At 58.0% G+C, this 22,880-nt stretch carries 21 protein-coding genes; 8 read left to right on the top strand and 13 right to left on the bottom strand.

The window, feature by feature from the left end:
• Window positions 1–3: 3 nt before the first annotated feature.
• Window positions 4–930: a homoserine kinase gene (thrB, locus tag NW839_RS05375; protein ID WP_011433497.1), complete on the bottom strand. Its 927-nt coding sequence runs from the start codon at window positions 928–930 to the stop codon at window positions 4–6.
• 301 nt (window positions 931–1,231) lie between these two features.
• On the opposite strand from thrB, the gene NW839_RS05370 reads away from it, so the two are divergent.
• Both NW839_RS05370 and NW839_RS05365 read left to right on the top strand, forming a co-directional pair.
• Window positions 1,232–2,467: an anion transporter gene (locus NW839_RS05370; protein WP_414343561.1), complete on the top strand. Its 1,236-nt coding sequence runs from the start codon at window positions 1,232–1,234 to the stop codon at window positions 2,465–2,467.
• An 84-nt stretch (window positions 2,468–2,551) separates the two neighbouring features.
• Complete coding sequence (locus NW839_RS05365; protein ID WP_011433499.1) at window positions 2,552–3,280, top strand: SDR family oxidoreductase; 729 nt, start codon at window positions 2,552–2,554, stop codon at window positions 3,278–3,280.
• Window positions 3,281–3,627: 347 nt separating this feature from the next.
• Here NW839_RS05365 and NW839_RS05360 read toward each other — a convergent pair whose 3' ends face one another.
• Entirely contained in the window at window positions 3,628–4,119 is a 492-nt protein-coding gene (locus NW839_RS05360) for a hypothetical protein (protein WP_414352129.1), read from the bottom strand.
• 697 nt (window positions 4,120–4,816) lie between these two features.
• On the opposite strand from NW839_RS05360, the gene NW839_RS05355 reads away from it, so the two are divergent.
• From NW839_RS05355 to NW839_RS05345, 3 genes are all read left to right on the top strand, one after another.
• Window positions 4,817–5,953 (top strand): citrate synthase, encoded by a 1,137-nt coding sequence (locus NW839_RS05355; protein WP_414352130.1) that lies wholly within the window; start codon window positions 4,817–4,819, stop codon window positions 5,951–5,953.
• Window positions 5,954–6,032: 79 nt separating this feature from the next.
• Entirely contained in the window at window positions 6,033–7,088 is a 1,056-nt protein-coding gene (locus tag NW839_RS05350; protein ID WP_414352146.1) for a permease, read from the top strand.
• A gap of 320 nt (window positions 7,089–7,408) precedes the next feature.
• Entirely contained in the window at window positions 7,409–7,843 is a 435-nt protein-coding gene (locus tag NW839_RS05345; RefSeq protein WP_011433505.1) for a DUF29 domain-containing protein, read from the top strand.
• Window positions 7,844–8,001: 158 nt separating this feature from the next.
• Here NW839_RS05345 and NW839_RS05340 read toward each other — a convergent pair whose 3' ends face one another.
• The 7 genes from NW839_RS05340 to purB form a co-directional block, all read right to left on the bottom strand.
• Window positions 8,002–9,369, bottom strand: a complete 1,368-nt coding sequence (locus tag NW839_RS05340; protein ID WP_414352131.1) for an FAD-binding oxidoreductase — start codon at window positions 9,367–9,369, stop codon at window positions 8,002–8,004.
• A 112-nt stretch (window positions 9,370–9,481) separates the two neighbouring features.
• A complete protein-coding gene (gene pstB, locus NW839_RS05335; protein WP_099883872.1) occupies window positions 9,482–10,279 on the bottom strand; it encodes a phosphate ABC transporter ATP-binding protein PstB in 798 nt (265 codons plus the stop codon).
• Between the two features lie 70 nt (window positions 10,280–10,349).
• Entirely contained in the window at window positions 10,350–11,243 is an 894-nt protein-coding gene (gene pstA / locus NW839_RS05330; RefSeq protein WP_414352132.1) for a phosphate ABC transporter permease PstA, read from the bottom strand.
• Window positions 11,244–11,281: 38 nt separating this feature from the next.
• Window positions 11,282–12,265, bottom strand: coding sequence for a phosphate ABC transporter permease subunit PstC (pstC, locus tag NW839_RS05325; protein WP_414352133.1), 984 nt, complete (start codon window positions 12,263–12,265; stop codon window positions 11,282–11,284).
• Window positions 12,266–12,413: 148 nt separating this feature from the next.
• Window positions 12,414–13,475 carry a phosphate ABC transporter substrate-binding protein PstS gene (gene pstS, locus NW839_RS05320; protein WP_414352134.1) on the bottom strand — a complete coding sequence of 354 codons (1,062 nt, stop codon included), beginning with the start codon at window positions 13,473–13,475 and terminating at the stop codon, window positions 12,414–12,416.
• A 508-nt stretch (window positions 13,476–13,983) separates the two neighbouring features.
• Entirely contained in the window at window positions 13,984–14,964 is a 981-nt protein-coding gene (locus tag NW839_RS05315) for an aspartate carbamoyltransferase catalytic subunit (protein WP_414352135.1), read from the bottom strand.
• Between the two features lie 10 nt (window positions 14,965–14,974).
• The gene (purB, locus tag NW839_RS05310) at window positions 14,975–16,270 is read right to left on the bottom strand and encodes an adenylosuccinate lyase (RefSeq protein ID WP_414352136.1); all 1,296 of its coding nucleotides are present in this window, start codon (window positions 16,268–16,270) and stop codon (window positions 14,975–14,977) included.
• Between the two features lie 133 nt (window positions 16,271–16,403).
• On the opposite strand from purB, the gene NW839_RS05305 reads away from it, so the two are divergent.
• Both NW839_RS05305 and NW839_RS05300 read left to right on the top strand, forming a co-directional pair.
• Entirely contained in the window at window positions 16,404–16,985 is a 582-nt protein-coding gene (locus tag NW839_RS05305) for a Uma2 family endonuclease (protein WP_011430559.1), read from the top strand.
• Between the two features lie 291 nt (window positions 16,986–17,276).
• Complete coding sequence (locus tag NW839_RS05300; protein WP_414352137.1) at window positions 17,277–17,726, top strand: tetratricopeptide repeat protein; 450 nt, start codon at window positions 17,277–17,279, stop codon at window positions 17,724–17,726.
• Window positions 17,727–17,786: 60 nt separating this feature from the next.
• On the opposite strand, the gene lipB is transcribed toward NW839_RS05300, so the two are convergent.
• Both lipB and trxA read right to left on the bottom strand, forming a co-directional pair.
• Complete coding sequence (gene lipB, locus NW839_RS05295) at window positions 17,787–18,581, bottom strand: lipoyl(octanoyl) transferase LipB (RefSeq protein ID WP_414352147.1); 795 nt, start codon at window positions 18,579–18,581, stop codon at window positions 17,787–17,789.
• 76 nt (window positions 18,582–18,657) lie between these two features.
• Window positions 18,658–18,990: a thioredoxin gene (gene trxA, locus NW839_RS05290; RefSeq protein WP_414330952.1), complete on the bottom strand. Its 333-nt coding sequence runs from the start codon at window positions 18,988–18,990 to the stop codon at window positions 18,658–18,660.
• Between the two features lie 236 nt (window positions 18,991–19,226).
• Here trxA and NW839_RS05285 point away from each other — a divergent pair, with 236 nt between their 5' ends.
• Complete coding sequence (locus NW839_RS05285) at window positions 19,227–20,486, top strand: hypothetical protein (protein ID WP_414352138.1); 1,260 nt, start codon at window positions 19,227–19,229, stop codon at window positions 20,484–20,486.
• On the opposite strand, the gene NW839_RS05280 is transcribed toward NW839_RS05285, so the two are convergent.
• Both NW839_RS05280 and NW839_RS05275 read right to left on the bottom strand, forming a co-directional pair.
• The gene (locus NW839_RS05280; RefSeq protein WP_414352139.1) at window positions 20,464–22,278 is read right to left on the bottom strand and encodes a SulP family inorganic anion transporter; all 1,815 of its coding nucleotides are present in this window, start codon (window positions 22,276–22,278) and stop codon (window positions 20,464–20,466) included. The genes NW839_RS05285 and NW839_RS05280 overlap by 23 nt on opposite strands.
• A complete protein-coding gene (locus NW839_RS05275; protein ID WP_414344471.1) occupies window positions 22,275–22,856 on the bottom strand; it encodes a rhodanese-like domain-containing protein in 582 nt (193 codons plus the stop codon). The genes NW839_RS05280 and NW839_RS05275 overlap by 4 nt, the downstream gene beginning before the upstream one ends.
• Window positions 22,857–22,880 lie beyond the last annotated feature (24 nt).

Genomic DNA, 22,880 nt, shown 5'->3' with positions numbered 1-22,880 from the left:
TTCCTATCCAGACGGCTGGGAGTGGATCACCACCCGTCCTCCCTGCCGGTCCAGGTTGAGCAGTTTGGCCTCCGCTTCAATATCCAACTGCGCCCAAGCGCTGACCATCGCGGATCCCACCCGTTCCCGATTCTCGGGAGCACAGAGGGCCAGAAGAGTGGGGCCGGCTCCGCTGATCACCACCCCATAGGCTCCGGCAGCCATGGCTGCAGCTTGAACCGTTTTGAACCCAGTGATCAGCTCCATACGCGCCGGCTGGTGCAGCCGATCCTGCAGAGCCACCTTCAGCCAGTCCACCCGCCCCGACTGCAAGCTGCGAATGAGCAGGCCCAGATGGCTGCTGGAAAAAACCGCATCCGCCAAGCTGACGGATTTGGGCAGGATCTCGCGGGCCGCTTGGGTGGAAAGCTTAAAGTTGGGCACTACGGCCAGGATGCCAATGCTCTCATGCCACTCCACCGGACAGAACACCCATTGCCCCTGCTGTCCCTGCACACAAAGCTGACAACTGCCCTGCAGGGCGGGCACCACATTGTCTGGGTGGCCCTCCAAGGCAATAGCCAGTTGTAGAAGGGTTTCGGGAGCTAAGTTGAGTGCTCCAATGGCATTGGCCCCCAGTAAGCCGCCGACAATGGCGGTGGCAGAACTGCCCAACCCCCGCGCCAGGGGCACGTTGAGGGTAATTTCGATTTCTACCCCCGGCACAGGCTTACTCAGCAACTCAAAGGCGCGGCAAAAAGCCCGGTACACCAGGTTGTCCTTGCTTTGGCTGATGTGGTCGCTGCCACGGTAGTGGATGCTGAGGCCGGAAGGGATCTCGCGAAAATAGAAGTGATTGTAGAGCTCTAGGGCTGCACCGATGCAGTCGAACCCTGGCCCCAAGTTGGCGGTGGTGGCCGGGACGATGACCTCTACGCGTTCTTTGACCAAGGGGACAACTCCTCAGTGAACGGTGGGTAACTCAATGTCTGCGGGCTCCCATTATCCTACGAACGATGGCCAGACCTTGGATATTCTCGCCACCTCTGCTCGGTCTGCAGCTCGCCGAGGCAAACGCGCTGATCCAGCGGAGCTTTTGGACTATCCCGAAAGGTTTCTGACCATGATTGGTTCTTGTGACTTATTTGTGACTTCATTGAGTATCGGGAATGTTGGGCCTGTTTCAACTCCAGCCTTTGCCATTGGCTGAACCCATCAGGGATCCTGAAAGAAGTGCGGGAGGGATCGGGGGGTGCAGGGGCTGTCTTGGTTGGTGTTGGGTTTGAGCTATGTCGGGTTGGGACTGGGATCCCTGCCTAGGTTGCGTATGAACCGGGCCACCATCGCCCTGGTGGGATCCGCCCTGTTGATTGGCTTGGGGACCTTGTCGCTACGGCAGGCTTGGGAAGCCATTGACCCGACCACGATTGTGTTTCTCCTGAGCATGATGGTGGTAAATGCCAGCTTGTCTTATGGGGGGGCTTTTCAGTTGGCTTTGCTGGGCTTGATTCGGGTGAGCCGCAGCCCCTTTGGCCTGTTGATCATGCTGGTGTTCGGCAGCGGGCTGCTCTCGGCTTTCCTGCTCAACGACACGCTGGCGCTGGTGTTTACTCCCCTGACTTTGCAGGTCACAACGGTGCTGGGGTTAAACCCGATTCCCTATCTGCTGGGCTTGGCGGCAGCCACCAACCTGGGATCCGTCGCCACCCTGAGCGGCAACCCGCAGAATATTTTGATCGGCTCCTTCTCTGGGATCGGCTACCTGGAGTTTGCTGCCCAGATGACCCCCATTGCCGTGGTAGGGCTGCTGCTGGAAGTGGGGTTGCTGTGGTTGTACTACCCTGAGGTGCGCTCGTTGAAACCCTTTGCCCAGGTGCCTTGGCTGCCGCTGCGGCTCTACCCGCCCCTGTTGCGCAAGAGCGTGGTGATTACGGGGGGGCTGTTTGTGGCCTTTGTAGCCGGACTTCCCTTGGCAGAATCGGCTTTGGTGGCGGCGGCCCTGTTGTTGATTACCCGTAGGCTGAAGCCAGAGCGATTTTTGGAGCAGGTGGACTGGAATCTGCTGGTGATGTTTTCCGGGCTATTTATCCTGACGCGGGCAACGGGAGAGCTGGTCACTGCTTGGGGGATGGGCTTGGGATCCTTGGCAGAGAGTCTGGCGGGATCCCCTCTTGCCCTGCTGAGTAGTGTGGCCGTTTTATCCAACCTCATCTCCAATGTGCCGGCGGTGCTGTTGCTGCAATCGTTCCTGCCCCGACAGGAGACCACCGCTTGGCTGTTGCTGGCTGCTGGCTCCACTTTGGCGGGCAATTTGACTCTATTTGGGGCGGTGGCCAATTTGATCACAGTCGAGGCAGCGGCCAAAAAAGGCTACGTGCTCTCGTTTGGAGAACATCTGCGCTTTGGCCTGCCCCTCACTCTCCTAACCCTGGGGTTCAGTGGGTTGTGGCTGTACCAGCCTTTCCTGTCTTCTCCACCGCTCAGATGACCTCTGTCGAGGGATCCAGTGGGGCTGTGACTGGCTTGTCGGGATCCCTGTGTATGATGGGAAAAAGAGTTTAAGAAACGTAACGTGTCTTCTCCGCTATCGCAGGCAGTTATTTTGATCACAGGGGCAACAGGGGGTATCGGCAGCGTCCTGGTGCCCATGCTGGCTCAGGCCGGATCCCATCTGGTGTTGGCCGCTCGGCGAGAGGAGCCCCTGCGAGCTCTGGTGGAGAAATCAGCCTCTTTGGGGGCTGCCTCTGGATTGGGGATCCCCACTGATGTGACGGACTATGCCCAGGTAGAGGCACTGGTCAACCAAACGGTGCAAAAGCATGGGCGCATTGACGTGCTGATTAACCTGGCCGGGGCCGGGATCCTGAAGCCTGCTCCCCAGCTAACCCCCGCAGACCTGGAGCGAATGCTGGCGGTCAACCTGAAGGGCAGCTTCTACACCAGCCAACTGGCTGCCAACCCCATGCGGGAGCAAAAATCCGGCCACATCCTCAATTTTCCCGGCGTCCTTGGACGTTATCCCATGGCGATGGCCTCTGCTTACTGTGCGGCCAAGTTTGGGGTGGTCGGGTTTAGCAAGTGCATGGCCGATGAGCTGAAGCGCTTTGGGGTCAGATTTACGCTGTTTTACTTCGGGGGCATCGACTCACCCTTCTGGGATCCCATCAGCCTGAAGGTGCAACGAGACAAGATGCTCAGCCCTGCCACGGCTGCGGAAGCCATCTGCTTTGCCCTTACAGCGCCCGCTGGTGCTGTACCGAGCGAGATAGTGTTGCAGCCGGAAAGCCACCAATTCCTTTGACCAAGTGTTTTGCCGTCCTTTTGCTGGGGTTGAGGCGGCAGCAGCTTGTCTTTTGGTGAAACAAGCGCTCGAGTTTCTCTCTTGGGCTCCCCCCGTCTCAATCTTGCTCTCTGCAGCCCAAAGCGCCAGCGGGGATCCTCATTTCTCGACGGCAACGTTGGATCAGATCTCCCGACACCCCCACCAACCGTCCTAGCCATTCGTCCGGCACAGAAGCAAGCAACGCCGGGCCAAACTGCTGACCGCTGCGTACCTGCTCCAGAAGGGTAGAGGGATCCCGAAGCCTAGCCCAGAGTGGCGGTTCAACCTGCTTTCCAGGGCACGTCTGACCCGTACAGCCCAGTGAGTCAGAGCCGTTGATGGGTGTGGGGGTGCTGTTTGATGTTGTCGGCATCCTTCACCTCCACAACCGCGTTGAGGATCCGTCGCGGCTCAACGCTGTGATTGAGCCTGAACACCCCCCGCTCTGGAGTGCAGGTTTGGTGCAGGGGGATATGGCGAAACTGGGGCTTGCTGCGATAGGTGCGGGCCGCTGCCTGCACCCGTTCCACGAAGTCTTCTCCCAACAACACCCCTGGCGGGAAAACATCGGCAGGCAAAGTTGGGATCCCGTTGTTCACGATCTCGGCGTAGGTTGTGGCGTAGAGGAGAACATAGGAAGTGCTGCGGCGTTCTTGGGCCAGGCAGTCCAAATCGGCAGCAGGCACCGGCTCGGCCACCAAAACCTCTACCAGGCGACCTTCCTGATCCTGCTGGAAGCAAGTGGCCACTCCCAGCACCACGTACTCCAGTCCTTGCACTGGGCTGGAGCCAAGGTGAGTTTGAGCAGTATCCGACATCGATGCCGATCTCCAAGCGGGGGAGCGAACTTTCACGGCTCCGGCAGGCGCCAAGATCCCTCAAGCCGGGCGCAGTTCTCACCATAGCAACAATTTTTGCGTCGGGCAGCGGGAGCTGTTGCAAGATAGAAGGCAGATCCCAGCCCAGCTCTCTGTGAAGGATGACAGGGGCAGCATTTGGCTGCAGGGATCCAAACTTTGCTTTACCCAAAAACTGGGCCCTCAAGGCTCACGGCTCGCTGACGCAGTCGCGACAGCTTGCGGAGCAGTAGGGAGCGGCTTTGTGCTATGCTGCCGGCAGCGGCAGGGTAGTCAACCGCTGCAGAAGCCCAACGGTTTAACGACTGGGTCAAACCCAAACAAATAATAATAAATAAATAGTTTTGTAATAGTTTTTTGTTGTCTGCAACAACACCCTAGGGCAGGGGGAAGCCGCCTTGAAAAAGAAAACCACTGGGGAGACAAGCGCCGCTGTCGTAGAGGGGAAACCTTCTTGCGAAAGCGAGACGGAGTCCTTTACGGTAAGTGCTGTCACGGAACCAGTAACTGGAATCCTCGCCCTCTAGAGCAGGGAGCATGTCAATGGGGCAAAGCGGGGTCAGTGCTGCCCAAGAGGAACAAGGGGTTGGGTTCCAGGCACCTTTGGCAACCCTTGATTCATCATTATCTAGGAAATACTTGCTCTAAGGATCCGACCATGGCGGATGGCGAATACAGACCAGGCTTGGAAGGCGTTCCGGCCACACGCTCCAACATTAGTTTTGTGGATGGCCAGGCGGGGATCCTGGAATATCGGGGCATCCCCATCGAGGAATTGACCGCCCACAGTACCTTTCTGGAGACAGCCTACTTGCTGATCTTTGGAAAGCTGCCGACCCAATCGGAGCTGGACAACTTTGATCAGGCGATCCGCAGTCATCGACGGGTGAAATACCGCATCCGCGACATGATCAAGTCGTTTCCAGAGTCGGGCCACCCGATGGATGCTCTGCAAACCTGTGTGGCGGGCTTGGGGCTGTTTTACCCGCTGCGGGAGATGGATCCCGACTATGTATTCGGCACCGTCACCCGCTTGCTCTCCAAGCTGCCGACCATGGTGGCCATGTTCCACCAGATGCGACAGGGCAATGATCCCATTCCCCCGGACGACAACCTGGATCATGCTGCCAATTTCCTATACATGCTCTCGGGCAAGAAGCCGGATCCCTGGTTGGCCCGCATTTTCGATACCTGTCTCATCTTGCACGCCGAGCACACAGTCAATGCCTCCACGTTTGCCCTTCTGGTGAGCGCTTCCACGCTGGCTAACCCTTACAGCAGCCTGGCCACGGCGGTGGGTACCCTTTCGGGGCTGTTGCACGGGGGGGCCAACCAACAGGTGATGATGCTGCTGCGGCAAATTGGCTCGGTGGAAAATGTGCGCTCGTTTATCGAGGAGAAACTGGCCAAAAAACAGCGCATCATGGGCATGGGGCACCGAGTCTACAAGGTGAAGGATCCGCGGGCCACTATCCTGCAGCGGCTGGCCGAAGAGCTATTTGAGCGCTACGGCCACGACAAGTACTACGACATTGCCCTGGAAGTGGAACGGGTGTGCGAGGAGTTGCTGGGGCCGAAGGGGATCTACCCGAATGTGGACTTCTACTCAGGGTTGGTCTACGCCAAGCTGGGGATCCCAGAAGATTTGTTTACACCGGTGTTTGCCATTGCCCGAGCGGCGGGTTGGCTGGCCCATTGGCGGGAGCAGTTGTCCGATAATCGGCTTTTCCGACCCACCCAGGTGTACACAGGTGAACGCCAGCAACGCTACATCCCTATAGAAGAGCGGGGTTGAGAGCCGTTTGACAGGGCGCTGGGCCGAGATCCAAACTCAGTAAGGCCCAAGTCGTGCGTGAGGTGGTGTGTTGAGCCTCTTGGACTCTCCCCTTTGGCGAGACGGGTTCACCCTGTTTCTGAGCCTTGTGGTGCAGGCCATGCCATTTTTGCTGCTAGGGGTGTTTCTGTCGGGGCTGCTGGCGGTGTTTGTGGAGGGATCCCAGTTGGCCCGTTTCCTGCCCAAAGGCAAAATCGGCAGCGCGGTGGCCGGTGGCGCTTTAGGATTCTTTTTCCCGGTGTGCGAGTGCGGCAACCTGCCGGTGGCCCGTCAACTGGTGATCAAAGGGATCCCACCCCACGTGGCGGTGGCCTTTCTGTTGGCGGCGCCGGTGTTTAACCCGGTGGTGATCTTTTCCACTTGGATTGCCTTTCGCTCCATGCCGGAGCTGGTGATCTACCGAGTTCTCTTTTCCTTCGGCATTGCGGTTGTCGTCGGCTTGATCTTCAGCCTGCAAAAGGATTTCCAGCCTCTGTTGCAGCCGTCAGTCTGGCGGGAGCTGCAGCGCAATTGCTCCCAAGAAGCTGATCCGAAGAACATCTCCCGCTCGCCGTTGTTGCAGGGGGGCACCTTCTGGATTGGATCCCAGAGCCCTGCTCAAGGGGCCTCTGGCGGATCCCTGGCCACTTTACAAACGGCTGAAGATGTGTATCGCTCTGCTCTGGCCGCTGCGCCTTCTCCCTCCAGGGGACAAAAAGGAGTTCTCCTGCTGCAGACCTGGGCCAGGGAGATCCGCGAATTGGGATCCGTGCTCATCTTGGGCTCGGCGATGGCGGCCCTGATTCAAACGGTGATCCCGCGTTCGTTTGTGCTGGATTATGGCCAAGATGCATTGCTCTCAATCCTGATCATGATGGCCCTGGCCGGGATCATCTCCATCTGCTCGACGGTGGATGCCTTTTTCGCCCTCTCCTTTGCCGCCACCTTCACGCCGGGATCCCTGTTGGCTTTTATGGTGTTTGGGCCGATAGTAGACTTGAAAGCCATAGGCTTGATGCTCACTCTGTTCAAGCCCCGCGCCATTTTCTACTTCGTGATCTTGACCTTGCAGTTTACCCTAGTGGGAACTTTAGCCATCAACTACTATGGCAGTTAAAGCATTTGTTCGAACCTTTCTCCACAGATGCACCCTCTCCATCCACTCTTCGTCAAATACAGTCGCTTCAGTTTAGGGTAAGACGCCTGGGCTATTGAGAACAGCCTTCTGGCTCGGTGCACCCTAGGTGTGGGTGCAGTGTTCCGGTTTAAGTCGAAATGACCATAGAAAGAGTTGTCTGGATAAGGTTTATCACCAGAGTGCTCTGCTCCCAGACGGTTGAGAACTCAGGTGTTACAGGCATTATTGTAGTAAACTCAAGAAGGACGTAGTCTGGATTTCATAATTATCGCGACCCTATTTTTCAGCAGGACAAAGCTATGAGCAATCTATACTCGACAGACTTTAACTTGTGGATTGACCGAACAACCCGGCTATTGCGGGAAAGGCGCTGGCATGAAATTGACCTAACACACTTAATTGAAGAGGTTGAGAATTTGGGTAAGAGCGAACGACGAGGGATTACCAGTCAATTAACTCGCCTTCTGCTGCATCTGCTCAAGTGGCAGTATCAACCTCAGCGCCGTTCAGATAGCTGGCTAGATTCCATTACAGATGCGCGAACCCAAATCGGATTGGCCATAGAAGATAGCCCTAGCCTAAAAGGTTATCTGGTAGAGCAACTTGAAGAGAGTTATCAACGGGCGCGCCGCCAAGCAGCCAGGCAAACGGGGATAGAAATCTCGACATTTCCAGATGTCTGCCCCTACTCCCCAGAGTTGGTGCTTGCAGAGGACTGGCTGCCGGAAGTTTGACAGTCCACACCACAAAGCATTTAACGGTGGACAGCATTCCCACAGTACTGACTGTAGAGCTTTGGACTGGTGTTGTCCTGCCCAGACAATCCATCAGGGATTAAACATGGGCAATACAGATAGACCAAGGCCAATTGCTGTGCTACTGTTGCTATTCCTCAAGCAGAGGTGCGCTCCTGCCAGGTGCGCATCTTGCCCGGATTAAGCAACCCATAGGGATCCACTTCTTCTTTGAAACGAATCTGGCGCGGATCCATCACTTTGCGCCCGCCGTCTTCGATGATGAAAGTGTGGGGGTTGGCAATAAATACTCCCTGCTCTTCGTGGTAGCGCATGATCTCGTTTAGACGCTCTTCGGTGGTAAAGCGGACAATTTGCAGGCCGACAGGGGTAGCTTGCCCGTTGATGCGAATCCACTCCAGGTGCATCAGCACTTCGTCGCCAAAATACTCGTACATGTGCTGCACCAGCTTCAGCTCCCGATCGGCGGGAAAAGCCGATTGTAAATAGGTAAGGCTGGGATCCACGCTGCGGCAGTGCAAGGTGGTGTGATTCCAAGAAAATTCCCCCAGCGAGATCCCTTTGGCGGCCTCTTGGGCAGTTTTGTTGTAAACCACTTGGCCCCCATGTTCCCGGACAAGCTCCAACAGCGGCTCCACACTGCATTCGGCCACCATCAACAGGGCCACAGCGGATCCCTCTGGCAGATAGCCCCGCAGCGGCGCAAAGTAGCTGGGGATCGGCCAAGCGTGCAGGCTGATCATCTTCTTGATGATCCCATCCGCATCGCCCAGGGCCTGGCCAAAATGGGCACAGGGCATAAACCCTCCTGCGGGGGGAAAAGCCACCACCAGCTCTGCCCAAGGGTAAGCAGGCGCCAGCGGAATCTCCACCTCGGTGATGATCCCATTCAGGCCCCAGGCATGGCTTACTTTGAATACCTCATCTCCCCGCAGCTCCAGCACCCGCGGCTCTTCCTCCAGGGTGACCACCCGCAAACCCAAGATGTTGCCGCGATCCCGCAGTTGGCCGTAGGTCACAGAGCCAATGCCGCCGCTGCCGCCGGCAATGAACCCCCCGATGGTGGCCGTGCGATAGGTGGAAGGAGCCATGCGGATCTCCCAGCCCATCTCCCGGGTGTGTTTGTCGATGGCCATCAACTTGGCCCCCGCCTGCACCCGCGCCAAGCCCGGCTTGGCCCAAAGCACCTGGTTGAGCTTGCCCATGTCCAGGATCACACCCCCGGCCAGCGGGATACATTGGCCGTAATTACCGGTACCGGCACCGCGCACCGTAACCGGGATCCGCAGCCTGGCACAGGCCGCTGCCACCCGCATCACCTCGGCCTCATCGGCGGGGCGCACCACCAAATCTCCCCGCTTGTCGCTCAGTTGTCGGCTCAGCACGGGGCTGTAGTGGTAAAAATCCAACGACAACTTGGCCACCTGAGCCGGATCAGTGATGATCTCAATACCCTCTAAGTCAGAACGCAAAGCCTGCAGCTTGTCAGGAGCGGCAACGATCATGGGTATCCGTATTTGGGTGCAACGGTTCTTCAGACTCCATCATCGGCAGAAATTGCCTGCAAAAGGGTTTGCCGAGAACAGTATGGGAAGGATCCCTGTCCGGCCAGGTCGATTAGCCGAAGCGGCCCTCCACATAATCTCTTGTGGCTTGCTTGGTGGGGCTGTTGAAGATGACTTCAGTTCTGTCAAATTCAATCAGCTCGCCCACACGGTTGGATCCCACCAGCTCCACGCTGAAGAAAGCCGTCATATCCGAGACGCGGCTGGCCTGCTGCATGTTGTGGGTGACGATGATGATGGTATATTCCTCCTCCAGCTCCTTCATCAGCTCCTCAATGCGGCGGGTGGAAATGGGATCCAGTGCCGAACAGGGCTCATCCATCAAAATCACATCCGGCTGTACCGCCAGAGCGCGGGCAATACACAAGCGCTGCTGCTGCCCTCCCGACAGCGACTGACCATTTTCTTTCAACTTGTCTTTGACTTCATCCCAGAGGGCAGCCCGTTTCAGCGAGGTTTCCACCACCTCGTCCAAGTCCACCTTCATCCCCAGCACCCGCGGGCCGTAGGCCACGTTGTCGTAAATGCTTTTGGGGAAGGGATTGGGTTTTTGGAAGACCATGCCGATACGCCGCCGCACCGCCACCGGATCGACTTCTTTGGCGTAGAGATCCTTGCCGTGGTAGGTGAGCTTGCCCTCTACACGAGCACCGGGGATCAAATCGTTGGTGCGGTTGAAGCAACGTAGGATCGTGCTTTTGCCACAGCCGGAAGGGCCGATAAACGCAGTAATCTGTCGGGCTGGGATGTCCAGAGTAACATTTTTTACCGCCAGATTGGAGCCATAGTAGACATTCAGGTTCTCGGTCCTGAAAACGTAAGAGGTCTGGTTAAGAGATTGAGTTTGCATGGCAGCACTCACAAAAAGAGCTAGAGTTCGACGAAGAGTTCGATTCAAGACTTTGTTGAGAATCCTCAGGCTATTTCCTGGTCTTGTACACCAAAAAGCGAGCGGTCAAGCTGGCCGCCAAAACAATGGCTAACAAAACCAAAGCGCCCGCCCAAGCCAGCTCCTGCTGCACCCTGTAGGGAATGATGGAGAAAAAGTAGACCATCACCGGCAAGGTAGCCACCGGGCCAAAGAGATCAGTAGACCAGAAATTGTTGTTGAAGGCGGTAAAGAGCAGAGGTGCAGCCTCGCCTGCCGCTCGGGCCAAAGCCAGGATTAGCCCGGTTACGATGGCCGGTGCCGCTGCCGGCAAAACAACGCGCATTGTGGTCTGAAAGCGATTTGAGCCCAGGCCAAGGGAAGCCAAGCGCATGTCGGGCGAAACCAGCAGCAACGCCTCCTCGGTGGAGCGGACGACAATCGGCAGCATCAGCACGCCAAAAGCCACCCCTCCCGAGAAAGCCGAAAAGCCGGATCCCCTCACCACCACAGCATAGGCAAACAGGCCGCAGAGAATGGCCGGTACCCCCGTGAGCACATTGCAGGAAAACTTAACCAGATAAGCCAAGCGGGTGCCGCGACCGAATTCAGACAAGTACACTGCCGCCAAGATGCCGAAGGGAAAGCTCAAAGCCGCCCCCGTAGCCAGCACCATTAAATTGCCGACAATTGCGTGACCAAAGCCCCCTTCCGCCAGGCCAGGGGCAGGGTAGCGGGTCTGGGTGAGGACATCCCAATTTATCCGCTGGATGCCTTCCTTGCCCACATCCCACAGCACCCAAGATAGGGAAGCTATGATCACCGCCACAAAGAGGCCACTCAGCAGGGTTAGGACAATGCCTGTGTAATTGCGGACAGGGGCAATGGCGGCACGAGTAATGTCGATGTCAACCTTCTCAGGGGCAAGCTGTGCTGAGTCGGACATGATAACAGTGCTCCTTTATCTTCTTTCTGCTTCCCAAGTTACTGCTCCAAGTTTTGAAACTTGCGGATGATGATCTCGGCAACAATGTTGACCAATAACGTCAGCACCATCAGCACCACGCCGGCATACATGAGAGCCGAAACCTGCAAGCGTCCTGCCTCGCCAAACTGAGAGGCAATCAAGCCAGTAATGGTGGATCCCGGCTGCATTAGGGAGATATTGATGCGGTTGGCGTTGCCGGAAAGCATGGCCGCTACCATGGTCTCTCCCAGGGCCCGTCCCAGCGCCAGCATGATCGAGCTGACAATGCCCGACAGGCCGGCAGGGATCATCACCGTTAAGAGGGTCTCCCAGCGGGTTGCCCCCAGAGCCAAAGCGCCCTCTTTTAGGCTGCGTGGCAGAGATTCAAGGGTACTGCGGGTAATGGAGATGATGATGGGAGAGATCATGATCCCCAGCACCACAGCCACTATCAACAAGCTGGGCCCCCGCGGAGCCGGGCCACCCAAGAAAGGGATCCAACTCAGCGTCTGGTTAATGGCTCGAAAGATGGGCCGCACTGCTGGAATCAGCACAAAGATCCCCCACAGCCCCAGCACCACACTGGGAATGGCCACGATCAGCTCAACGGCAAAGCCAATCGGCTCCGTTACCCACTTGGGGGCAAAACCTTCCGCCAGGAAGATGGCAGTGCCAATGCCCAGAGGGATGGCAAAAATCAAAGCCACCAGAGAGGTTACCAAACTGCCATAAATCTGTGGTAGCACCCCGTAGATGTTTTCCACCGGGTTCCAGCGGGCAGTAACCAGGAAGCCCAAGCCAAACTGCTGAATCGCCAGCAGAGCCGCTTCGGTGGTTTGAAGAATCACCCAGATGAGGATAATGCCGGCAAACCCTGCCAAGGCCAGCGTCAGGCGGACAAAGCCCACATCAACAGCCCGAGACAGGCTCGCCTTTTTCTCAATGTCAACATCGATATCCGGGTTTGGTGGTGAACCATAACCCGTAGCCGCTGAAGTCATAGCCTCTCTCCCATGATCATCTTCGGTTCAAAATCTTTCCTAAAAATCCCACCGTGCAAGGTAAGCCCAGCAGCCGACCGAGAAAGCCTCATCTGCCTCCTCAGCCGGCCACCAGCTCCACTCTAGTGGAGTTCAGGCTGCAACCCAGTCATCGCACCGCCTTGGGGTTAACGGTGATGGCATCCAGCTCTGCAAAGATCCGCTGGATAGCCGCCTCAGGCATAGGGATGTAGTCCAGCTCCTTGGTGATGGCTTGACCCTCTGGCCCCTGGGTCCACTTCAGAGCCTCCACCAGCTTGGTCAGCTTCTGCTGATCGGGATACTCGCGGTACAGCATCACCCAGAACAAGCCCACGATTGGGTAGTCATTTGGCCCTTCAGGGTCGGGCACCAACAGCGCAAAGTCATCAGGAATGGGAGCATCAAGCGCCGAGGTAGCTGCCTCAGTCGAGAACCCAACAATGTTGCCCGCTTTGTTTTCCAAGCGAGCAGTGGTCATCTTTTCCAGCTTGGCATAGGACTGGTTCACGTAGCCAATTGCCCCTGGCTCCTGCTTGATGGTGGCGGCTACGCCCTCATTCCCTTGGGCTCCAATGCCAACAGGCCACTCGACAGAAGTACCAGCACCGGCTGTCCAATTAGGGCAAACAGTTCTGATGTGGTTGGTGAACACAAAGGTAGTCCCAGAACCATCAGAGCGGTGTACCCAGGTGATGTCCAGGGGTGGCAGCTTGTTTGCTATACCTGGGTTCTCGGCCTTGATGCGAATGTCGTCCCAGCGAGTGATCTCGCCGGTCACGATGCCGCAGTAGGTTTTCCGCTTCAGGATGAGCTCTCCGCCTTCAATGCCGGGCAGGTTATAGGCAAACTCGATGGACCCTCCCGCCAGAGGCAACTGTAGGGGCTCATAGCCGTATTTAGCTCGGAAGCTTTCCAGGCGAGCACCGGAGAAAGGCGCCTCGGAAGCGCCGAAGTCCACAGTGCCATTGATCACCTGCTCTAGGCCAGCACCACTACCGACAGACTGATAGCTGACTTGCACAGTGGGGTCTACGGTGCGGTTGTAGGCGTCAAACCAACGTTGCAGCAAAGGAGCCGCAAAGGTCGCGCCCGCCCCGGAGATTTGCACGGTTTGGGCTTGAGCCGAGGTCGCTGTTAGAAATCCTACTGTTAGAGCGGTGAGGGAGAAAGCAGAAAGCAGGGTTCGCATAGGTAATATCTGTGGCAAATCAACATCTTCAACCCTATAACCTCAAAGTTAACGGAGGGATATCTAAAGGTTAACTTTGGGTTAAGTCAAGAGAAAAATCGATATTTTTGAGTGTGCTGGCTCGTTTCCAAACCTCGATTTTCCATCTGGTGGTTTTGGCCAGTTTGGATTTCAGCAAAATCAGGATCCTGGAGCCCAGGATCCGCGAAAAGGCTTATACTGCTGAACTTCTATCTCATTTGACAACCAATCAAACGGACACAACTTGAATAAGAGCTAAGCTTAGACGGCTGCAAAAAAACTCGATCCAGATCCAAGATGTGTAAAATTTGAGACAAAGATGTTGCTCACCTCTCGGCAAGCTTGGACATGATTTCAGCAGGGCGGGAAAAGCCCCGCCCAGAGATTCTTTCGGCTTTTGGCAGAGAGAATTGGTTAGAAGATAGACTCCAACCTTCTAGACGTGGGGCAGCTCTACATGTTCCCCGAGCAGAGAAAGATCTGGGCTCTAAGCTGGGATCCGCCCGCCCCCCATGAGGTACAGCAGGGCCATGCGCACCGCCACGCCGTGGGTGACCTGCTGCTCAATCAGGTTCAAGCCGGGATCCTCCATCACCTCGGAGCTGAGTTCCACACCGCGATTGACCGGGCCGGGGTGTAAAACCCTCACCTCTGGGTGGCACAGGCGCAGCCGCTGCCGCGTGAGGCCGAAAAGGTGGTGGTATTCCTGCAGGCTGGGGAGAAGGAACTCGCCCATGCGCTCCTGCTGCAGGCGCAAGGTGATGACAAAACGCGACCCTTCGAGGGCAGGCTCTAGCTGCCAATGGACAGGGAGTGTATGGCCGGGCACAAACTGGGCAAAATCCTTGGGCAACAGGGTGGGAGGGCCGGCTAAGTGAACCTCAGCTCCGGCAGCCACCAAGGCATAGATATCGGAGCGGGCCACCCGCGAGTGGAGAATATCGCCGACAATGGCAATTTTGATCCCTTGCAGCAACTCCAGACGGGGACGCCGGGGATCCAGATGGCTGCAGAGGGTAAACAAATCCAGCAAACCTTGGGTGGGATGTTCGTGCAGTCCATCCCCGGCATTGAGAACGCCCACAGGGGATCCGCGGCGGTCGATCTCGGCAGCCAACTGCTGCGGCACTCCTGCCTGGGCATGGCGAACGATTAAGAGATCGGATCCCATGGCCAGAAAGGTGCGGGCCGTATCCAAGAGCGCCTCCCCTTTGCTCAAGGAAGAGGTGCCAGGGGAAAAGTTGAGCACATCGGCCGAAAGGCGCTTGGCCGCCAGCTCAAAACTGGAACGGGTGCGGGTGGAAGGCTCGAAGAACAGCGTCACCACCACCTTCCCCTGCAGGGTGGGCACCTTGGGCAACCGCCGCGTCAACACCTCCTGGAAACTGGCGCTGGTCTGCAAAACCATCTGGTATTCTTCGGGAGTAAAATCCGCCAAGCCCAAGACGTGCTGCCGCTGCCAAACCATAGGGGATCCCTCAAATGCCCAGGCGGGCAAAGATCTCGTCCAAATGGGTTAGGTGGCGCCGCGGATCAAAACAAGCCTGCAGTTCTGCCTCGCTCAGGTGGGCCATCACTCGGGGATCCGCCAGCAGATTGGCGCGAAAGTCCCCCTGCGGCTGGTTCCAGGCGCGATGAGCATTTTCCTGCACCAGGCGGTAGGCTTCCTCGCGGCTAAGGCCCTTCTCCACCAAAGCCAGCAGCACCTGCTGGCTGAAGATGACGCCGCCGTAGAGGTTGAGGTTGCGCTCCATGTTGCCGGTGTGAACCTGCAGGTGGCGCACCAGGTCGGCCATGTTCACCAGCAGGTAGTGGCAGAGAATGGAGGCATCGGGCAGGATAACCCGCTCCACCGAGCTGTGGGAGATGTCCCGCTCATGCCAAAGGGGAATGTTTTCTAGGGCCGAGACGGCATACCCGCGCAGGAGACGGGCCAGCCCCGTCAGTTGTTCCGCCTTGATGGGGTTGCGCTTGTGGGGCATAGCAGAGGATCCCTTTTGGCCGGGGGCAAAGTACTCCTCAGCCTCCAGTACCTCTGTTCGCTGCAGGTGGCGGATTTCAGTAGCAAAGCGCTCTAGGGAAGAGCCAATCAGAGCCAAGGTTTGCACGTATTCAGCGTGGCGATCCCGCGAGATTACCTGTGTCGAGGCTGTATCGGGCTTCAGGCCCAGGCGAGCGCAGGCCAACTGCTCCACCTGGGGAGGCACGTTGGCGTAGGTGCCCACGGCGCCAGAGATCTTGCCCACCGCCACCACTTCCCGCAGGCGAGCTAGGCGCTCTTGGTGGCGCAGGCACTCGGCCAGCCACCCTGCCAGCTTAAAGCCAAAGGTAATCGGCTCGGCGTGAACACCGTGGGTGCGGCCGATCATGAGGGTGTAGCGGTGCTGCCGAGCTTGGTCGCGGATAGCAGCGATGAGGTCGGCCAGGCGAGCTTGCAAGATCTCCACCGAGGCCACAAGCTGCACGGCCAGGGCCGTATCCAACACATCCGAGCTGGTCAGGCCCAGGTGGATGTAGCGCCCTGCCTCGCCCACGTGCTCGTTGAGGTTGGTTAAGAAGGCAATAACATCGTGCTTCACTTCCGCCTCAATTTCCAAAACCCGCGCCGGGTCAAAGGCGGCTTTGGCTCTGATCTCCTGCAGGGCTTCTTGCGGGATCCGCCCCAGCTCCGCTTGCGCTTCACAGACAGCCAGCTCCACCTGCAGCCAGGTCTGGAGCTTGTGGGCAGTGGACCAAATCTGGCCCATTTCGGGCAGAGTGTAGCGCTCGATCAAGGTGCCTTTTCCGTCGGTACAGTAGGATGAGCTAGGCTATTTTAGCCTTTGGCGTCCCCCCTCGAGGAAAAGCCGCTGGGGGATCCCTGCGGGCTTGGCTTGCGGTGTCGAAGGAGCAGCAAGGAGTTTGCAGATGACCGTCGGAGCTGTGCCAACTCAGGGAAAAAGAGCTTGGACAGCCGAAGAATTCATGGCGTTGTCCAGGGAGGGACATCGCTACGAGATTGTTGATGGGAAGCCAATTGATATGGGAAGCGCGGGGGCACTCCATGGTTATGTCTGCAGCCTCCTATTGGCAGCTTTGACCCCCTACGTTTTGTCCAACAAGCTGGGGATCGTTTTAGATTCCAGCACTGCTTTTAAGATGAAGAGTGGAAATTGGCGCTCCCCTGACATCTCTTTTTTTGCTAAAGAACGCTTGCAGGGCATGGCTGAACTGCCCACAGGATTTTTGGAAGGCGCTCCAGATCTGGCTGTTGAAGTGCTTTCCCCCCGCAATACGGTTGAAGAAATTCATGACAAGCTGGTGGAGTACTTTGAAAATGGCAGCCGCCTGGTTTGGCTGGTTCACCCCAGCGAGCACTACGTCCTGGTGTATCGCAGCTCTCAAGAGCCTGACCGCCTCCTGAAATCGGTTGATCTTCTAGAAGGTGAAGAGGTTATTCCAGGATTTGCCCTGCCGGTGGCTCATCTATTCCAGAAGCTTTCCTTGTAACATCCCCCCGCCCTCACTCTAGCCAATAGAGCTTGGGCCTCCCAACCTTGCCATTGGGCATTCCTGCCCCGCGTCACAGAACGACTTGGCAGAGGAGTCGGTATCTCGACCCTGACTTTCCCGCCAGAGCGCGGAACTTGTAGCTCCCCGCACCCCTTGCAAGTTAAGTGCAGGGGGTTGCCCCTCTCGCCGACGGTCTATATTGAACTAGTTCGGGATCCGAAGAGGACGTCATTAGCGGTGCGGAGCACAATCAAGTGTCGATGGGGAAGGATAGCTCTGATAGGTTTCTTGGCAGCATTCCTCGCTCCTGCCCCTGCCATCTCTTTGCCTGCCTTCCCACCTCCTCCTGAGAAGACCTCGGCCCCAAACACCGCTTCCGAGTTCAACTGGCAGGGATCCCTCAAGTTGCTGCGGGGGGATCCCGTGGCTGCCCTGTCGGATCTGGATCGGGCGGTGCAGTTGGATCCCACCTATGCGCCGGCCTATGTGAACCGCAGCTACGTCTACAACCAGTTGCGCCAGCCCCAAGAGGCGTTGGCCGATGCGGAGCGGGCCATCCAGTTGGATCCGCGAATTCCAGAAGCCTACTTCAGCCGCGGCGTGGCCCACCTGCAACTGGGGGATCGAGAAGCCGCCATGGCCGACTTTCGCCAGGCGTTGGCTCTCTTCTCCAAGAGTGGCAACTTTGCCAACCAGGCCATCCTGCAGCAACTGCTGCGCCAGTTGGGGGTGGAGTAGCCGCCCTTGGATTAAACCTAGGGCCACCTCGAAGTTGGGTAACCTGTCTGGTCTTTCCCCTCACTTGCGCTTAGGCGTCTGAGCGGTTGATTCTCCCAGCAACTTGTCAGAAAGCCGAGGCTCTCCCAACCACTCGGCCAGGGAAACTGCCTGAGCCTGCAGCCCAAAGACCTGACAGAACGACTCCACCAGCACCGGAGCTACGGCAGCCATCGTTACCTCCGGACAAAAGTGCACCAGGGATCCCACCGGGCGATCAGGGATCCCACAGGGCACAATCGCCTCAAAGGCCGACAGATCGGGGCAGACATTCAAGGCAAAGCCATGGTAGGTCACCCAGCGGGAAACCTTGATGCCGATGGCCGCCACTTTGCGCCCCTCCACCCAAACCCCTGTGAGGCCAGGGATCCGCTCCCCCCGCAGGCCAAAGTGGGCCACAGTTTCAATAAGCACCTGCTCCAGTTGGCGCAGGTACCAGTGGAGATCCAGACGGTGGCGCCTGAGGTTGAGGATCGCATAACCAACCCACTGGCCTGGCCCGTGGTAAGTGACTTCGCCGCCGCGCTCTACCCGCAGGATTTCTGGCCCTTGTCCAGAGAGGAATTCTGGGCGGGCAGCTGGGGATCCTATCTGTCCAGCCAAGCTCTTGAGGAACTTGGGATCCGCCCCTGCCCCCAGGGTGTAGACCGGCGGGTGGGTGAGCAGTAGGAGCCCATCTGGCAGCTGCGGATTGCAGATCAGGCGAGCCACCCTGGCTTGCTGCCAAGCCCAAGCGGTGCGATAGGGCACCTCTCCCGCCAGGTGAACCTCCAGAGGCGGAGATCCCAAAGAGCGCTCAAACACCTGCGAGGACATCTCAAAGACGGTTTTGCTGGAGAGCTCGCTGTGCCACCAGAAGATGACCAAAAGACCCCATCCCAGCAACGTCCACCTAGCCTACCGGCAGGTTGACCTGCGCCCGCAACCGCTCCAACAAGGCGCGAGGCTGCAACAGCCCCTCGATACGGTCAACCGGCTTCCCGTCTTTGAACAGGATGAGGGTTGGCACGGCGTAGATACCCCAGCGGGCAGCAATATTGGGGTACTTTTCTGTGTCAATCTTTACGAAAGAGATGGCGTCACCCACCTGCGGCTTCACCTGCTCCAGCACCTGGGCCATCACCTGACAGGGACCACACCAAGTGGCGTAAAAATCCACCAGGATGGGGGTTTTGGATCCCTGAATCATGTCGTCAAAGCTTTTGAATTGCTGTTTGTGCGCCATAGGAAACTCCAAGGGTGTTCTGAAAAGCCTGAGATGAAATCTATTTGTAAGCTAACTGTTTGAGATTAAAAATTGGTGTGGAGATCTCGCCGCAGCCTGCTTCGGTTTCCCGGTAGGATGGCTAGGGTTCAGGAGAAGAGCTAGAGCGTACCCGTAGTCTAGGGTGTTGTGGTGGACAAAGGGGCAGACTTTAGCAGGGCTTAAGCACTTGTCTTTTTTTGAGGAGTGGGATCCCAATGGCAACAAGTAGCAGCATGGTGAATCGTGGCGTGTTGGCTGCAGTGCTGGCTGGGGTAGGACTCAGCCTATGGGGGGCTTGGCGTTGGCTTTGGGATCCCTCGGCTTGGAGCCAGGTGGTGGCCGGGCTGCTGCTCAGCTTGGGAACGTTGCTGTACTGGCTGAAAACCCGCCCCGCTGACCAGCTGGTGGTGGAACCCAAGGGCTGGGGCATAGGCCGCAACACCTTGGAGCACTGGGTCATTCAAGCGGAGTTTGTGGCTCGCAACCTCAACCCCCTCTTTGAGGTCACCTTGGCCCAGGTGCAGCCGCGACTGCATTTGCTCAGCGCTGGCTCCCCAGAAGGCATTGACACCCGCCTACGCCTGCGCTCTCGCCATCCGGATCTTCCCCCCCGGCAAGACAACTACTGGCAGGCTTACATCCTCACCCCCCAGAGCCAGACTGGCCTAGAAGTCGAGATCGAGCTGAAGGGGAAAGGGCTAGCGGATCTGCGCTCTGCCTGGCTGGAGTTGGACTACATCCAGTACGGGCGGCAGCGGCGCACCCTCAAGACCAGCCATCTCATCCTGCCGTTGCAGGAGGTGGAGCCCTTGCCAGAGCTGAACTGGCAGAAGCAGGGATCCCTCCTTTGGGCCGCCGTTCCCACCCATCTGCTGACCCCCAGCGATGACTTGGCCGAGGTGCTACGGCGGTATGTAGGCCCTCACATCCAGCCCGGCGATATGGTGGCCATCTCGGAAAGCGCCGTGGCTATTGTCCAGGGCAACTTCCGCCATCCCCTGCAGGTGCAGCCCGGCTGGCTGGCCCGCACCCTGTGCTACTTCTTCCCCTCCAAGACCAGTCTTTCAAGCTGCTACGGGATGCAGACTTTGATCGACTGCTCCGGGGCCTGGCGGGTGGTGTGGGCTTTTGTGGTGGGATCCCTGGCCAAACTGCTGGGGATCTCTGGGGTGTTTTATGCCCTGGCGGGAGATCAGGCCGACCTCATCGACGACGTTACTGGCACTTTGCCTCCCTATGACCAGTTCATCGTGCTGGGGCCGCGGGATCCGGCCAAGTTGGTGGGGGATCTGCATCGGCAGACGGGCTACGAAGTGGCCATCGTGGATGCCAACGATCTGGGGCAGGTCAAGATCCTGGCAGCCAGCCCCGGCGTAGAGCGGGAGCTGGTGGAGCAAGCCCTGGGCAAGAACCCCGCCGGCAATGCCGCTGAACAAACCCCCCTTGTGCTGATCAGGAAGATGACACCTGACTGAGGCTCTGCTGGGATCCGAGGGCTTGCATCGCCTGGTGAGTGGAGAGGAAGAAGCGCTCAGCGCCCACTTTCTCCACAAACCCAGCCTTTTGGAGGCGATCCATTACCGGCCCCTTCACCTCGGCCATGGCAAAGCCCACCCCTGCCTGCTGCAAACGTTCCACCAACTGGGTCAGCACTTCCAAAGCGCTGCCGTCGATGAAGTTGATGGCGCTGGCAACGAGCAGCACCTGCTCCACTGTGGGTCGCGCCGCCACCTCTCGCAGCAGATACTCCTGCAAGTAGGCTGCGTTGGCAAAAAACAGGCTCTCGTCCACCCGCACTGCCAAGATACGGGGATCGGTAATCACCTCATGGCGCTGCACGTTGCGGTAGTGCTCCGTACCGGGCACCTGACCCACGATGGCAATGTGAGGACGGCTAGCCCGCCAAAGAAAGAGCAGGATGGAGACTAACACCCCTATTCCGATCCCCTGCTCCACTCCGATCCCCAGCACACTGGCAAAGGTTACCAACCAAACCAGGGCATCGCCACGGTCGTAGCGCCAGCTTTGCAGCAGGGGGTGAAAATCCACCAGGGCCAGCACCGCCACCAGAACAATGGCCGCCAGGGTGGTCTGGGGCAAGAAGGTGAATAGGGGCATCAGCCAGATGACCGTCAAAGCCACCAACAGGCCGGTGATCAGGGAAGCCAGGCCGCTGTTGGCGCCTGCTTGAAAGTTCACCACCGACCGGCTAATGCCGCCCGTTACCGGATAGCCGCCACTGCAAGCTGCTGCCAAGTTGGCTGCCCCCAAAGCCACCAGATCTTGGTTGGGATCCACCTTCTGCCGCCGCTGGCTGGCCAAGGACTGCCCCACGGCATAGCTCTCCGTGAAGCCCACCAAGCTAATGGCCAAGGCGGTGGGCAGAAGCGCTGTCCACTGTCCCCAGCTCAACGAGGGAAAGCCCAAGGGGGGCAACCCGGAAGGAATGGAGCCAACAACGGATACCCCTGCCCTCTCCGAGAGGTTTAGGCCCCAGACCAACAGGCTGGTCACGAGCACAGCCGCTAGCGGTGCCCCCTTGGTCAAAATCAAGGCCCAACCTGGAGGCACACCCCAACGCCGCAGTTGGTGGGGCAACTTTCGCTGAGCGTACACCAGCAGGGATACTGCCAATAGCCCCAAGCCAAAGGTTACCCAGTTCACCTTATCCAGGCTCTGCCACAGCCGTTGCACTAAGAGGAAGAAGGACTCCGTATTGGCAATCTTGACTCCCAAGAGGTGCCGGAGCTGGCTGAAGCCGATAATCAAAGCTGCCGCGCTGCCAAAGGCAGTCACCACCGCATGGCTGAGGAAATTGGCCAAAAATCCCAGCCGCAACAACCCCATCGCCCCTTGAATCAAACCCACTTCCAAGGCCAGGCCTAAAGCCAACTGCCCGTACTCTGGGCTGCCCGGCAAGGACTCCGTCCCGCTGACGCGACCGGCCAGCGGCTCCAACCCTGCCGCCACCAAGAGGGAGATGATGGCCACTGGCCCTACCGCCAAGGCGCGGCTGGATCCCAGTAGTCCATAGACGATCACCGGCAAAATACTGGCGTACAGGCCCACTTGGGGGGGCAACCCGGCCAACAGGGCATAGGCCATGCTCTGGGGCACCAACAGAATGGCCACCACAAGGCCGGCGATCAGATCTCCCGGCAAATCTGATCGTTGATAGTGGAAGACCCAAAGGGACTCCTTAGCAAAGGGCAGGTACCGCGCCAGGATCCCTTGCCCCCCAGAGGAAGTAGAAGGGATCCCACTCATAGCGCCTGACCTCGGTTCCAGGGCATGCGAGCCAAGAGCAGAGCCATGCCACAGGTGTTGGTTACACCCGCAAACACCAGCCCAGCGCCCACAAAGCCACTCAGCAGCAGCCACCAGGGGTTGACAAAGGCCCCCAGAAGGGTTCCGGTGAGCACCAGGGATCCCGCTGCAATCTGCACCTGCCGCATGATGGAGATGGGAGCATTTTGGGTGCGGGTAACGGGCAGCTTGGCCGCTTTCCAAGCCTCGATCCCTCCCTTAAGGCTAATGACCTCCGGCCAACCGCGGTCTAGCAACTGGCAACCGGCGCGGATGGAGCGGCTGCCCATGCGGCACTGCAACACCACCGGCTTTTCTGGCGTAGAGGCGGGCACTTTGGCCGGGTCAAAGGTAGATAGGGGCATGTTGATGGCCCCCGGGATCCGCTCATCGGCGTATTCTCCTGGCTCCCGCACATCGATGAGCTGCACTCGCCCCTGATCCAGCCACTGTTTTAAGGTCAGGGCATCGATCTCCTTGAGACGGGGATCCCGTTCTTGCGAAGCGGAAGGGATAGGGTTTTGTTGGGTTACGGTCATGGTTGTCTCCTTGCTTCTAGCGTT

Origin of the sequence: Synechococcus sp. R5-15 (genome assembly GCF_047462035.1) — a bacterium.
GTDB lineage: Bacteria > Cyanobacteriota > Cyanobacteriia > Thermostichales > Thermostichaceae > Thermostichus.
Note: the sequence above shows the minus strand (reverse complement) of the source record. Positions and strands in the feature narration are given on the sequence as shown.

Bases quoted from the DNA above. Each gene is read 5' to 3' on its own strand.
- pstC (WP_414352133.1), bottom strand. From the start codon at position 12,265: ATGACTTCAGCGGCTACGGGTTATGGTTCACCACCAAACCCGGATATC.
- NW839_RS05280 (WP_414352139.1), bottom strand. From the start codon at position 22,278: ATGAGTGGGATCCCTTCTACTTCCTCTGGGGGGCAAGGGATCCTGGCG.
- NW839_RS05275 (WP_414344471.1), bottom strand. From the start codon at position 22,856: ATGACCGTAACCCAACAAAACCCTATCCCTTCCGCTTCGCAAGAACGG.
- NW839_RS05285 (WP_414352138.1), top strand. From the start codon at position 19,227: ATGGCAACAAGTAGCAGCATGGTGAATCGTGGCGTGTTGGCTGCAGTG.
- NW839_RS05345 (WP_011433505.1), top strand. From the start codon at position 7,409: ATGAGCAATCTATACTCGACAGACTTTAACTTGTGGATTGACCGAACA.
- pstB (WP_099883872.1), bottom strand. From the start codon at position 10,279: ATGCAAACTCAATCTCTTAACCAGACCTCTTACGTTTTCAGGACCGAG.
- lipB (WP_414352147.1), bottom strand. From the start codon at position 18,581: ATGTCCTCGCAGGTGTTTGAGCGCTCTTTGGGATCTCCGCCTCTGGAG.
- NW839_RS05360 (WP_414352129.1), bottom strand. From the start codon at position 4,119: ATGTCGGATACTGCTCAAACTCACCTTGGCTCCAGCCCAGTGCAAGGA.
- NW839_RS05305 (WP_011430559.1), top strand. From the start codon at position 16,404: ATGACCGTCGGAGCTGTGCCAACTCAGGGAAAAAGAGCTTGGACAGCC.
- trxA (WP_414330952.1), bottom strand. From the start codon at position 18,990: ATGGCGCACAAACAGCAATTCAAAAGCTTTGACGACATGATTCAGGGA.
- pstS (WP_414352134.1), bottom strand. From the start codon at position 13,475: ATGCGAACCCTGCTTTCTGCTTTCTCCCTCACCGCTCTAACAGTAGGA.
- NW839_RS05315 (WP_414352135.1), bottom strand. From the start codon at position 14,964: ATGGTTTGGCAGCGGCAGCACGTCTTGGGCTTGGCGGATTTTACTCCC.
- NW839_RS05355 (WP_414352130.1), top strand. From the start codon at position 4,817: ATGGCGGATGGCGAATACAGACCAGGCTTGGAAGGCGTTCCGGCCACA.
- NW839_RS05340 (WP_414352131.1), bottom strand. From the start codon at position 9,369: ATGATCGTTGCCGCTCCTGACAAGCTGCAGGCTTTGCGTTCTGACTTA.
- pstA (WP_414352132.1), bottom strand. From the start codon at position 11,243: ATGTCCGACTCAGCACAGCTTGCCCCTGAGAAGGTTGACATCGACATT.